13 protein-coding genes and 1 tRNA gene are annotated in these 11,490 nt (G+C 67.9%); 13 read left to right on the top strand and 1 reads right to left on the bottom strand.

Translation table 11 applies throughout. The annotated features are described in order from the left end of the window. The 5 genes from fusA to VHK87_RS18550 form a co-directional block, all read left to right on the top strand. A partial coding sequence (gene fusA / locus VHK87_RS18530) for an elongation factor G (protein WP_329636373.1) occupies positions 1–1,950 on the top strand: 1,950 nt, incomplete at its 5' end. A gap of 50 nt (positions 1,951–2,000) precedes the next feature. After that, positions 2,001–3,191: an elongation factor Tu gene (gene tuf, locus VHK87_RS18535; RefSeq protein WP_329636374.1), complete on the top strand. Its 1,191-nt coding sequence runs from the start codon at positions 2,001–2,003 to the stop codon at positions 3,189–3,191. A gap of 165 nt (positions 3,192–3,356) precedes the next feature. Then, positions 3,357–4,529, top strand: a complete 1,173-nt coding sequence (locus VHK87_RS18540) for a GNAT family N-acetyltransferase (RefSeq protein ID WP_329636375.1) — start codon at positions 3,357–3,359, stop codon at positions 4,527–4,529. An 11-nt stretch (positions 4,530–4,540) separates the two neighbouring features. Next, positions 4,541–5,446: a transcriptional regulator gene (locus VHK87_RS18545; protein WP_329636376.1), complete on the top strand. Its 906-nt coding sequence runs from the start codon at positions 4,541–4,543 to the stop codon at positions 5,444–5,446. Positions 5,447–5,588: 142 nt separating this feature from the next. Beyond that, complete coding sequence (locus VHK87_RS18550) at positions 5,589–5,933, top strand: hypothetical protein (RefSeq protein WP_329636377.1); 345 nt, start codon at positions 5,589–5,591, stop codon at positions 5,931–5,933. Here the strand turns inward: VHK87_RS18550 and VHK87_RS18555 are convergent. Then, positions 5,927–6,205 carry a hypothetical protein gene (locus tag VHK87_RS18555; protein ID WP_329636378.1) on the bottom strand — a complete coding sequence of 93 codons (279 nt, stop codon included), beginning with the start codon at positions 6,203–6,205 and terminating at the stop codon, positions 5,927–5,929. The two genes, VHK87_RS18550 and VHK87_RS18555, sit on opposite strands and share 7 nt — an antisense overlap. A 174-nt stretch (positions 6,206–6,379) precedes the next feature. Here VHK87_RS18555 and VHK87_RS18560 point away from each other — a divergent pair. From VHK87_RS18560 to VHK87_RS18595, 8 genes are all read left to right on the top strand, one after another. Then, positions 6,380–6,455 (top strand) — tRNA-Trp (locus tag VHK87_RS18560). 72 nt (positions 6,456–6,527) lie between these two features. Next, on the top strand, positions 6,528–6,827 hold the full coding sequence (gene secE, locus VHK87_RS18565; RefSeq protein ID WP_329636379.1) for a preprotein translocase subunit SecE: 300 nt from the start codon (positions 6,528–6,530) through the stop codon (positions 6,825–6,827). Positions 6,828–6,832: 5 nt separating this feature from the next. After that, positions 6,833–7,399, top strand: coding sequence for a transcription termination/antitermination protein NusG (nusG, locus tag VHK87_RS18570; protein WP_329636380.1), 567 nt, complete (start codon positions 6,833–6,835; stop codon positions 7,397–7,399). 166 nt (positions 7,400–7,565) lie between these two features. Beyond that, on the top strand, positions 7,566–7,997 hold the full coding sequence (gene rplK, locus VHK87_RS18575) for a 50S ribosomal protein L11 (protein WP_329636381.1): 432 nt from the start codon (positions 7,566–7,568) through the stop codon (positions 7,995–7,997). 4 nt (positions 7,998–8,001) lie between these two features. Continuing rightward, on the top strand, positions 8,002–8,691 hold the full coding sequence (gene rplA, locus VHK87_RS18580) for a 50S ribosomal protein L1 (RefSeq protein WP_329636382.1): 690 nt from the start codon (positions 8,002–8,004) through the stop codon (positions 8,689–8,691). Between the two features lie 269 nt (positions 8,692–8,960). Then, positions 8,961–9,608, top strand: a complete 648-nt coding sequence (locus VHK87_RS18585; RefSeq protein ID WP_329636383.1) for a VOC family protein — start codon at positions 8,961–8,963, stop codon at positions 9,606–9,608. A gap of 75 nt (positions 9,609–9,683) precedes the next feature. Then, the gene (locus tag VHK87_RS18590) at positions 9,684–10,754 is read left to right on the top strand and encodes a hypothetical protein (protein ID WP_329636384.1); all 1,071 of its coding nucleotides are present in this window, start codon (positions 9,684–9,686) and stop codon (positions 10,752–10,754) included. A 68-nt stretch (positions 10,755–10,822) separates the two neighbouring features. After that, positions 10,823–11,236, top strand: a complete 414-nt coding sequence (locus tag VHK87_RS18595) for a hypothetical protein (RefSeq protein WP_329636385.1) — start codon at positions 10,823–10,825, stop codon at positions 11,234–11,236. The last annotated feature ends 254 nt before the right edge of the window (positions 11,237–11,490 follow it).

The raw sequence follows: 11,490 nt of genomic DNA on the forward strand, positions 1-11,490 counted from the left end.
CATGACGGCGCGGCCACCATGGACTGGATGGAGCAGGAGCAGGAGCGGGGGATCACCATCACCTCCGCCGCCACGACCGCTTTCTGGAAAGAAAAGCGCCTGAACATCATCGACACCCCCGGCCACGTGGACTTCACGATCGAGGTGGAGCGGTCGCTGCGGGTGCTCGACGGTGCGGTCACGGTGCTGGACGGCAACGCCGGCGTTGAGCCGCAGACCGAGACCGTCTGGCGTCAGGCCGACAAGTACAAGGTTCCGCGGATCGTGTTCGTCAACAAGATGGACAAGATCGGCGCCGACTTCGACGCCTCGGTGCAGTCGATCCGCGACCGCCTGGGCGCCAAGGCCGTTCCGATCCAGCTGCCGATCGGCTCGGAGTCGAACCTGCGCGGCCTGGTGGACCTGGTCCGCATGAAGGCGGTGCTGTGGGACAACGACGGCCTGGGCGCGAAGTTCTGGGACGAAGAGATCCCGGCCGACCTGAAGGACAAGGCCGAAGAGGCCCGCAACTACCTGATCGAGAACGCCGTCGAACTCGATGACGAGGCGATGGAAGCTTACCTCTCGGGCGAAGAGCCGTCTGAAGAGACGATCAAGAAGTGTATCCGCAAGGCGGTGCTCAACGGCGCCTTCTACCCGATCCTCTGCGGCTCGGCGTTCAAGAACAAGGGCGTGCAGCCGCTGCTCGACGCGGTGGTCGACTATCTGCCGTCGCCGCTCGACATTCCGCCGACCCCGGGTCTGGACTTCAAGACCGAGGAGCCGGTGGTTCGCCGCGCCTCGGACGACGAGCCCCTGTCGGTGCTGGCGTTCAAGATCATGGACGACCCGTACGTGGGCTCGCTGACCTTCTGCCGGATCTACTCGGGCAAGCTGGAAACCGGCATGGGCCTGCTGAACTCGACGCGCGACCGGCGCGAGCGGGTCGGCCGGATGCTGCTGATGCACTCGAACAACCGCGAGGACATCAAGGAAGCCTACGCCGGCGACATCGTCGCCCTGGCCGGCCTGAAGGACACCCGCACCGGGGACACCCTGTGCGACCCGACCCGCAACCCGGTCATCCTGGAGAAGATGGAATTCCCCGCGCCGGTCATCGAGATCGCCGTGGAGCCGAAGTCCAAGGCCGACCAGGAGAAGCTGGGCGTGGCGCTGGCCAAGCTGGCCGCCGAGGATCCGTCGTTCAACGTGTCGACCGACCACGAGAGCGGCCAGACCATCCTGAAGGGGATGGGCGAGCTGCACCTGGACATCAAGATCGACATCCTGAAGCGCACCTACAAGGTCGAGGCCAACATCGGCGCGCCTCAGGTGGCCTATCGCGAGAGCCTGGGCCGTCGGGCCGAGATCGACTACACGCACAAGAAGCAGACCGGCGGTACGGGCCAGTTCGCCCGCGTCAAGCTGGTGTTCGAGCCGGGCGAGCCGGGCTCGGGCTTTGTGTTCGAGAGCGCCATCGTCGGCGGCGCGGTGCCGAAGGAATACATCCCCGGCGTCGAGAAGGGCCTGACCTCGGCCAAGGAAAACGGCCTGCTGGCCGGCTTCCCGGTGATCGACTTCAAGGCCACCCTGGTCGACGGCGCCTACCACGACGTCGACTCCTCGGTGCTGGCGTTCGAAATCGCTTCCCGCGCGGCCTTCAAGGAACTGCGCGAGAAGGGCTCGCCCAAACTGCTCGAGCCGATCATGAACGTCGAGGTCGTGACCCCGGAAGAGTACCTGGGCAGCGTCATCGGGGACCTGAACGGCCGCCGCGGTCAGATCCAGGGCCAGGACGTGCGCGGCAACGCCATCGTCATCAACGCCTTCGTGCCGCTGGCGAACATGTTCGGCTACGTGAACACCCTTCGGGGCATGTCGCAGGGCCGCGCCGCCTTCACCATGCAGTACGACCACTACGCTCCGGTGCCGCAAGCGGTCGCCGACGAAGTGATCAAGAAGTACGCCTAAACCAACCCATCGACTGAAAGGACCAGGCCCCACCCGGGCTGGAGCTTGAAATGGCCAAGGAAAAGTTCGAACGCACCAAGCCGCACTGCAACATCGGCACCATCGGTCACGTCGACCATGGCAAGACGACGCTGACGGCGGCGATCACGATGACGCTGGCCAAGACGGGCGGTGCGACGGCGAAGAAGTACGAAGACATCGACGCGGCGCCGGAAGAGAAGGCCCGCGGCATCACCATCAACACGGCGCACGTGGAATATGAGACGGCCAACCGTCACTACGCCCACGTCGACTGCCCGGGCCACGCCGACTATGTGAAGAACATGATCACCGGCGCCGCCCAGATGGACGGGGCGATCCTGGTGGTCTCGGCGGCCGACGGCCCGATGCCGCAGACCCGCGAGCACATCCTCTTGGCCCGCCAGGTGGGCGTGCCGGCGCTGGTGGTGTTCATGAACAAGGTCGACATGGTCGACGACGCCGAGCTGCTGGACCTCGTCGAGATGGAAGTGCGCGAGCTGCTGAGCAGCTACCAGTTCCCGGGCGACGACATCCCGATCGTCAAGGGCTCGGCCCTGGCGGCGGTCGAGGGCAAGACCCCGGAGATCGGCGAGAACGCCATCCTCGAGCTGATGAAGGCGGTGGACGAGTACATCCCGCAGCCGGAGCGTCCGATCGACCTGCCGTTCCTGATGCCGGTGGAAGACGTCTTTTCGATCTCGGGCCGCGGCACGGTGGTGACCGGCCGGATCGAGAAGGGGATCGTCAAGGTCGGCGAGGAAGTCGAGATCGTCGGCATCCGCCCCGTCCAGAAGACCACCTGCACGGGCGTGGAGATGTTCCGCAAGCTGCTGGACCAGGGCCAGGCGGGCGACAACGTCGGCGTGCTGCTGCGCGGCACCAAGCGTGAGGACGTGGAGCGCGGCCAGGTGCTGTGCAAGCCGGGCTCGATCACCCCGCACACCAAGTTCACCGCCGAGGCCTACATCCTGACCAAGGAAGAGGGCGGCCGTCACACGCCGTTCTTCACCAACTACCGGCCTCAGTTCTACTTCCGGACCACCGACGTGACCGGGATCATCAAGCTGCGCGAAGGCGTGGAGATGATCATGCCCGGCGACAACGCCGAGCTGGACGTCGAGCTGATCACCCCGATCGCCATGGACCAGGGCCTGCGCTTCGCCATCCGCGAAGGCGGCCGCACGGTCGGCGCCGGCGTGGTGAGCAAGATCATCGAGTAGCGCTTAGCGTCAGCTGAGAGCTGAAGGGCCGCCGGAGCGATCCGGCGGCCTTTTTCTCTTCCACCTTCCGCCGCTTGCCGGGCGACGCAGGGAGTCGCCGCGGCCGTAAACTCTCCTGGAACGCGAATTGCTTATGCTCAGATCGGGCATGGGAGGCGTTCCAAAATGGGCGCGAGCGCGGTGGACGTGGTCGATGCGGCGGACCTGGACCGGGAGGCGAGAGCCGACTGGGCGCGGTTCCGTGCGGCGCGGCCGGAGCTCGCCAGCCCCTATTTCGATCTCCGATACGTGCTGGCCGCCAGCCAGGTCGCCCCCGGCGCGGGCGTGGCGGTGATCCGCCAGGACGGCGAGATTGCGGGCTTCTTCCCTTTCCAGCGGCGCGGCGGGCTGATCCAGCCGCTGGCGGCGCCGCTGACCGACTATCATGGCCTCATCTCGCGGTTGGGCGCGGACATTGACCTGCCCGAGGTCGTCGCCGCCCTCGGCGCGCGCCGGTTCCGCTATTCCGGCCTGGTTCCCAGCGGAGCCGTGCACGGCGCGGGCCGCGCGGCGATGGTGGCGGACCTCTCCGCCGGCTTTGACGGCTGGCTGGCCCAGCGCCGCGCCGCCGGCCACGGCGACTTCCTGCGGGACAAGGCGCGCCGTCGCCGCCAGCTGGAGACCAAGCACGGCCAGCTGGCGTTCTCGCTGGAGCGCCGATCGGGCGAGGTGCTGGAGCTGGTGCTGGCGCTGAAGAGTCGGCAGATGCGCCGCACCGGCCAGCACGACGTGTTCTCCGCGCCCTGGACCCAGGACCTCCTGCGGCGGCTGACGGCCAGCACGGAGGCCGACTTCGGCCTCAGGTTCGCGGTGCTGCGGGCCGGCGAGCGGATCGTCGCCGCCGAGCTCGGCCTGATCTCCGGCGACAGCTACCACCTGTGGTTTCCGATCTACGACCCGGAATATGCGAAGTTTTCGCCCGGCGCGCTGATGACTCTTGCCAGCCTTGAGGCGCTGGCCGAGCTAGGCGTGCGGCGGGTCGACTTCGGTCCCGAGGGCGAGGACTACAAGAAGTTCTTCGCCGACCCGGCGGGCGAGGTCGTGGAAGGCGAGGTGCGCGTCGGCCCGAGGCCGCTCGGCGGCCTGGCCGATGCGGCCCTGGACGCCGCGCCGCCGCTGCTGCGCCGTGTCGCCACCCGGCTCGACCGTCGCCTGGACCGGATCACCGCCTGCGAGCCGCAGATGGTACCGCGCATGGGCCAGACCCTGAAATCCGTCGCCCTAATCGGGCGACGCCCGCGCAAGTTCCCCGCCGGCGCCAGCCTGGGCCTCGCCGCCCTGGGCCCGACCGCGGAATGAGGAGAGCCTCGATGCAAGCCGCCGACCTGATCGCCCCCTTCACCGCCGACCAGGCCCGCGCCTTCGGCAAGGCGCCGATGAGCTTCCGCCACGGGCTGATCGACACCGTTCTGTTCGAAGACGAGGCCCTGGCCGAGCTCCTCGACCGTTACCCGGCCGAGCTCTACGACATCAACCTGTTCGACTTCGACGCCGACGGGCAGGCCCAGATGCGCACGGGCGTGCGCGGCCGGCTGCCGGGCAAGGAGGTGCTGGCGGGCATCAAGGAAGGGCGCGTCTGGGTCCAGCTGCGGCGGGTCGAGGAGCACTACGGCGCCCTCGGCGCAGCCATGCGCCAGGCGTTCGCGCAGATCGCCGCCAACGCGCCGGGATTCAAGCCGGCGCAGATCAACGGCCAGCTGATCCTCTCCGCCCCCAACGCCAAGGTGCCGTTCCACGCGGATGCGCCGGGGGTGGTGCTGTTCCACCTGCGGGGCCGCAAGCGCATCTGGATCTATCCGGCCGACGAGGCCCACATGCCCCAGACGCTGATGGAGAACATCGTCCTGAAGCAGCAGACGGAGGACCTGCCGTACAACCGCGGGATGGACGCCGTCGCCCAGGTGGTGGACCTGTCGCCCGGCATGGCGGTGACCTGGCCGCTGCACGCGCCGCACCGGATCGAGAACCTCGAAGGCTTCAACGTCTCGCTGTCGGTGGATTACCAGACCTGGGGCACGCGGGTGCTCAACGGCGCCCACTACACCAACGGGCTGCTGCGCCGCGCCGGCGCGCCGGTGGCGGCCATGGCGCGCACTCCGGCGCCGGCGAGGGCGCTGCTCTGGGCCGCCTCGGTGGCCCTGAAGCGCCTGCCGCTGGTGGAGGACCGGATCAGCACCATCGAGCGGAGCTTCGAGTTGCAAGGCGGTCGCATCTAGCCTGAAAACAACAACTTAGCTTCGAAAACTGGACGGCTTAAATTCGTCTGGTGTGTCAGAAAAGCCATTGCCCACCCCTGATTGCGGGCGCAGTCTCGGATTGTCCGATCCGGACTGTCGTATGCGAATCAGGAACAACAGCATGCGCGTTTCACTAGGGACTGCGGCCTCGATCGCCCTGGCGGTCGTGGCCTTGGCGGGTTGTGGCGAGGCAGGGCCGAGCCAGGCCCAGGCCTCCAGCCAGGAACAGGGCGAGACCATCACCGCGGTGGGCTGCCCCGAAGTCGGCGCCCAGCCGAGCTGCCTCGTGATGAAGAAGGGCGGCAAGGTCTACGACGTCACCGAAGCGGGGATCGACATGTCCCGCGGCGTCGGCGTTTCGGTCATGGGCACGGCTGCGGGCGAGGTCACCGCCTGCGGAACCAAACTGACGGACGTCAAGGTCGACTACATGGGGATTCAGTGCGCGGCGCCGCCGGCCTACTGACCCTTTAGATCATCGGTCTCGTCCGCGTCCGACTGAGCCGGCGCGGGCGGACCGCCGCGCCATTCGCCGGTGGCGGGATCCGTGGCGGTCTTGGGCGTGCTGGACGAGCCTTCCGAGCCCTCGGGCTCGTGGGCCGAGCGCGGCGGACTGCCCGGCTTCATCTCGTCGTCGCGGTTATAAGCGGGCTGCAGCGGCTCGCGCGACCCTGCCCGAGGCTCAGGTTCCTTGGGCCTCTCATAGTGGTCGGCGGGCTCAGCTGGGGCAGGGGGCATGGGCGCGGATCCTCGGGGTGTCTGCAGGCGTAAACGCGCCGCGGGCCCGGGCCGATCCGCGCCCTTGCTCCCGTTTCGACCCCCTGCTAAACGAGCCGGCTCCGGCGATGAGCCGCGCAGCGCCGGCAGGCGGACGCCTTCCGGCGCGCTGCTTCATTGGCGGACGGCGACTTAAGGAGTGTAGCTCAGCTGGTAGAGCATCGGTCTCCAAAACCGAGGGCCGGGGGTTCGAGTCCCTCCACTCCTGCCACCGCCGACCTTATCTAACGCCTGAAGGCCGGCGCCCCGCCGGTGAGCCGCAAAGAAAGTCCAGACCGCTTCCATGGCACGGAAACCCAGCGCCCCCGGCATCAGGGAGCGCGCCGCAAAGACCGCCGCGGCGATGGCCGCCGGCTCCTCGTCGGTGCAGGCTCAGCCGAAGAAGAAGACTCCGCCGGCGCAGTTCTTCCGCGAGGTCCGGGCCGAGGCGCGCAAGATCACCTGGACCAGCCGCAAGGAGACCTGGATCACCTCGGTGATGGTCGGGATCATGGTGGCGCTGGCCGCGGTCTTCTTCCTGGTCGTCGACTTCGGCATCGGCCGGGCGATGCAATTTATCCTGAGCCTTACGAACGCGGGATGACACAAATGAACGCCGAAGCCGCCCGCCCCGTCGATACGTCACACCACAAGTGGTACATCGTTCACGCCTACTCGAACTTCGAGAAGAAGGTGAAGGAAAGCATCCTGGAGCAGGCCAAGGCCCAGGGGCTTGAGGACCAGTTCTCCGAAGTGCTGGTGCCGACCGAGGACGTCGTTGAGGTCCGCCGGGGCCGCAAGGTCAACACGGAGCGCAAGTTCTTCCCCGGCTACGTGCTGGTGAAGATGGACCTCACCGACCAGGCCTATCACCTGATCAAGAACACCCCGAAGGTGACCGGATTCCTCGGCTCGGGCTCCAAGCCCATGCCGGTGTCCGAGCGCGAGGTCGCGCGGATCATCGGCGCCATCGAGGAAGGCGTGGAGCGGCCCAAGCCCACCATCTCCTTCGAGATCGGCGAGCAGGTGCGCGTCACCGACGGCCCGTTCGCCAGCTTCAACGGCTCGGTCGAGCAGGTCGACGAGGAGCGCTCGCGCCTGCGCGTCACCGTCTCCATCTTCGGCCGTGCGACCCCCGTGGAGCTCGAATACAACCAGGTCGAAAAGACCGGCTGATCCGGCGGCCGCGGCCGAGCGCGAAGTTGCGACCGCGGACCATAGCTGGTACACGCCCGCCCTTCGCGCCGGACGCATTTGCGGACGGGGCGCTCAAATCCGTGGGAGGGGCGGCCCCCCGCACCACGGCTCCACCCGACCGGGCGACCGGTCATGAGAGGATGACATGGCCAAGAAGATCCTGGGCTACATCAAGCTGCAGGTGCCCGCCGGCTCCGCCACGCCTTCGCCGCCCATCGGGCCGGCGCTCGGCCAGCGCGGCGTCAACATCATGGGCTTCTGCAAAGAGTTCAACGCCCGCACCGAGAAGGAACAGAAGGGGACGCCCCTGCCGACGGTGATCACCGTCTACCAGGACAAGAGCTTCACCTTCGTCACCAAGACCCCGCCGGCGACCTACTACATCAAGCAGGCCGTCGGCCTGAAGTCGGGCTCGGGCAAGACCGGCCGCGAGACCGTCGGCAAGATCACCCGCACCCAGCTGCGCGAGATCGCCGAGAAGAAGATGAAGGACCTCAACGCCAACGACGTCGAGGCCGCCGCCCGCATCATCGAGGGCTCCGCCCGCTCGATGGGCCTTCAGATTGTGGAGGCCTAGGACCATGGCCAAGCAACCCAAGCGCATCCAGGCCTGGACCGGCGACCGCAACGTCGCCCACCCGCTCGAAGCGGCCGTGAAGCTGGTCAAGGAAAACGCCAAGGCCAAGTTCGACGAGACCGTCGAGATCGCCGTCAACCTGGGCGTCGACCCGCGCCACGCCGACCAGCAGGTCCGCGGCGTGGTCAGCCTGCCCTCCGGCACCGGCCGTGACGTGCGCGTCGCCGTCATCGCCAAGGACGCCAAGCAGGAAGAGGCCAAGGCCGCCGGGGCCGACATCGTCGGCGCCGAGGACCTGGTCGAGCGGATCCAGGGCGGCTTCATGGAGTTCGACCGGGTGATCGCCACCCCGGACATGATGGCCCTGGTGGGCCGCCTCGGTAAGGTGCTGGGCCCGCGCGGCCTGATGCCGAACCCGCGGGTCGGCACCGTCACCCCCAACGTGGCCCAGGCCGTCAAGGACGCCAAGGGCGGGTCGATCGAGTTCCGCACCGAGAAGACCGGCATCATCCACGCCGGCATCGGCAAGGCGAGCTTCACCGAAGACGCTCTGCTGGCGAACGCCCGAGCCCTGGTGGACGCGCTGAACCGCGCCAAGCCGTCGGGCGCCAAGGGCACCTACATCAAGAAGATCAGCCTCTCCTCGACGATGGGACCGGGCTTCAAGGTCGACGCCGGCTCGATGGGCGCCTGAGGCGCTCGACCAAGCTGAGTAGGAAAGGGCCGCAGCAATGCGGCCCTTTTTCTATGCGCCGTCACGCCCTCTCATAACGGTGACGCCCAGCCCCGCCCCTGCCGCAACGGGTCGGGTCGGCACGAGCCAGGCGATGACGAAGGCGGGGTGCGATTGACAGATCACGGCTCGCCGGCACATCCTTCGCCCGCCGCTGTAGGGCGCACCGGCCGAGAGGTCGAACGGGCCATGCCCGCCTACGATGACCAAACCACACCCGTAGTGCGCCCGTGCCTAATCTCGAGAACCTGAAGAAGCAGGCCAAGCGCTATGTGCGCTGGCATCGCGAAGGCCGCCATCCGGTCGCCGCCGTAATTCGGCAAGCCCTGCCGAAGTTCGCCGGGATGACCGACGCTGCGATCATGGCCCAGCCCTTCCGTCTGGCCGACGCCCAGGCTTTGGTGGCCCACCAGGCAGGTTATCCGGATTGGGCGGCGCTCCTCAAAGGAGAGACCCAGATGGCCCAGTCCAACGGCCGCCGCAGCTACCCCTCCGTTCCTATCCTCATCAACGCCGAGCCGATGGTGTTCGTCACCGATTTCCCAAGGGCGATCGACTTCTATGAGCGATTGCTGGGCTTCAAGGTGGCGCTCACCTTCGGGGAGCCGCCCTTCTTCGGGCAGATGGTGCGGGACGGGGCGACGATCGCCATACGCCACGTCGACCAGCCGGTGATCGACCGCAGCCGCAACGAAGACCTGCTCTCCGCCTCGATGATGGTGACCAACGCCAAGAAGCTGTTCGCCGAATTCGAGGCCCGCGGCGTGCCGTTCCACCAGACGCTGCGCAGCGAACCCTGGCACGGACCGGCGGAGGGCGACTTCATCGTCGCCGATCCCGACGGCAACCTGCTGATGTTTGGCGGCCGCACGGACTAATCGCCGATCACTGTTCTGCGGGCGCCCGCGGGTCTAAGCTTCCGCTTCCACCATCTCGTGGAGGGGGAGGGGCTCATGGGCGTTCGCAGATTTATCGGCGCGATGGCGCTGGCGCTGGCGCTGGCCGGGCCGGCGGCGGCGGAGCGGTTCAGCTTCGTGGCGCTGGGGGACACCGCCTACAACCCGCCGGGGGACTATGCGCTCTACGAGGCGCTGATCGGGCGGATCAACCGCGCGAAGCCGGCCTTCACCATCCATGTAGGCGACACCTGGGGGGTGATGGTCTGCACCGACGAGAACCACCGGATGATCCGCACCTGGTTCGACAAGTACGACCATCCGGTCCTCTACACCCCCGGCGACAACGAATGGACCGACTGCCGCAAGCCCGAGATCCTGGAGGCCTACGTCGGCACTGTGCGGGGGAACGCCACGCCCGAGCAGCTGCGGCTGCTGGGGCAGGCCCGCTCGCTGGACAACGCCATGGCCGGGACCAGCTTCGCCGACACCCTGGCCAGCCGCGATGCGATCCGGAAGGTGTTTTTCGCCGAGCCCAAGAGCCTGGGCCGGCGGGCGATCCCCGTGGTGCGCCAGGCCGACGTCTCAGAGCACAAGGACATGGTGGAGAACCTGCGCTGGGAGCGCTCGGGCGTGGTGTTCGCCACCGTCCACGTGCCGGGCACGGGGATGAACTTCACCATCAACGATCCGGTGCGGGCGAGCGACGCCATCGGCCGCAACAAGGCCGATGTGGACTGGATCAAGGCCGCATTCGCCGAGGCCAAGGCCAAGGACGCCAAGGCGGTGGTGATCGCCATCCACGCGGGCATGTTCGAAAACGCCCACGGGAACGACCAGTTCGGCAAGGCGCTGCGGGGCGGCGCTGAAGGGCCCTACTTCTGGATCGCGCTGGCCATCCGCGACCTGGCGGCGCAGTTCGGCAAGCCGGTGCTGCTGGTCAACGGCGACTTCCACGAACTGGTCATCGACCGGCCGTTCCTGGTCAGCGAGGGCGAGCAGCGGCCGCCCAAGTACGGCAACATCACCCGGCTGCAGGTCTACGGGGCGCCGGAGATCAAGGCGGTGAAGGTCACCGTCGACACCGAGACCCCCTGGGTCTTCGGCTTCGAGCCGCTGCACGATTGAGGCGGGAGCCGCCGGGCGCCTCAGGCGCTTAGGAAAGGGGCGGGAGCCAGGCGCACGGAGCTTGAGAGATGGTGCGGTGGACTGCGGCGGCGGCCGCGTTTGCGCTCGCCCTGGCCGGCGGCGTGGGAATGGCCGCGGCGGGCGAGGAGGCGCCGGTCGCGGCGCAGGCGGATGCGCGCCAGGGCGAGCCGCCGTCCTCCTGGACGCCCAGCGACGAGCAGGTCGCCGAACTGGAGCGGCAGGTGAAGATGCCGGCCGGCCAATCGCTGCAGGGCTTCTCTCGCCTCTACCGCGGCGTCACCTTCGCCGGGCGCCGGTTCATCCGCGGGCGCTACGAGAGCCCGGGGAACGGCTACATGATCCTGACGCCCGAGGATGGCTTCCCGCTGGTGGCGGTCGGCGCCTTCTCCTCGAACGCGGCGACCTACGGGGTCTACTATGATGTGGACCGCCGCCAGTTGGTAGGGCCCGCGCGCTGGTGAGCCCGCCTTGAGTTTCGCCGCGTCCTCGTGTAAACGCCGCGCCTTCGTAAGTTTCGCGTCCCGAAAGGGGCGTGGATGGGGGAGAGCCGGCTTCCGGCGCTTCCCGATCCTGTCCGAGAACAGCGGGGTTCCAGGGGCCGCCTGGAGCCGTAATGCGGGGAAGAGCCCTTCCTCGGCCGGTGGGAGACGGGAAGATGACGGCCTCACACGTCCGCCGCAACGCGGCCGGCGCGGGCCCGCGCGTCTCTCAAATG

Source organism: Phenylobacterium sp., assembly GCF_036263695.1.
Taxonomy (GTDB): domain Bacteria; phylum Pseudomonadota; class Alphaproteobacteria; order Caulobacterales; family Caulobacteraceae; genus Phenylobacterium.

Excerpts from the sequence above, each read along its gene's own strand:
- VHK87_RS18550 (WP_329636377.1), top strand. The coding sequence starts at position 5,589 with ATGCGCGTTTCACTAGGGACTGCGGCCTCGATCGCCCTGGCGGTCGTG.
- VHK87_RS18595 (WP_329636385.1), top strand. The coding sequence starts at position 10,823 with ATGGTGCGGTGGACTGCGGCGGCGGCCGCGTTTGCGCTCGCCCTGGCC.
- tuf (WP_329636374.1), top strand. The coding sequence starts at position 2,001 with ATGGCCAAGGAAAAGTTCGAACGCACCAAGCCGCACTGCAACATCGGC.
- VHK87_RS18540 (WP_329636375.1), top strand. The coding sequence starts at position 3,357 with ATGGGCGCGAGCGCGGTGGACGTGGTCGATGCGGCGGACCTGGACCGG.
- nusG (WP_329636380.1), top strand. The coding sequence starts at position 6,833 with ATGAACGCCGAAGCCGCCCGCCCCGTCGATACGTCACACCACAAGTGG.
- rplK (WP_329636381.1), top strand. The coding sequence starts at position 7,566 with ATGGCCAAGAAGATCCTGGGCTACATCAAGCTGCAGGTGCCCGCCGGC.
- secE (WP_329636379.1), top strand. The coding sequence starts at position 6,528 with ATGGCACGGAAACCCAGCGCCCCCGGCATCAGGGAGCGCGCCGCAAAG.
- rplA (WP_329636382.1), top strand. The coding sequence starts at position 8,002 with ATGGCCAAGCAACCCAAGCGCATCCAGGCCTGGACCGGCGACCGCAAC.
- VHK87_RS18555 (WP_329636378.1), bottom strand. The coding sequence starts at position 6,205 with ATGCCCCCTGCCCCAGCTGAGCCCGCCGACCACTATGAGAGGCCCAAG.
- VHK87_RS18545 (WP_329636376.1), top strand. The coding sequence starts at position 4,541 with ATGCAAGCCGCCGACCTGATCGCCCCCTTCACCGCCGACCAGGCCCGC.
- VHK87_RS18590 (WP_329636384.1), top strand. The coding sequence starts at position 9,684 with ATGGGCGTTCGCAGATTTATCGGCGCGATGGCGCTGGCGCTGGCGCTG.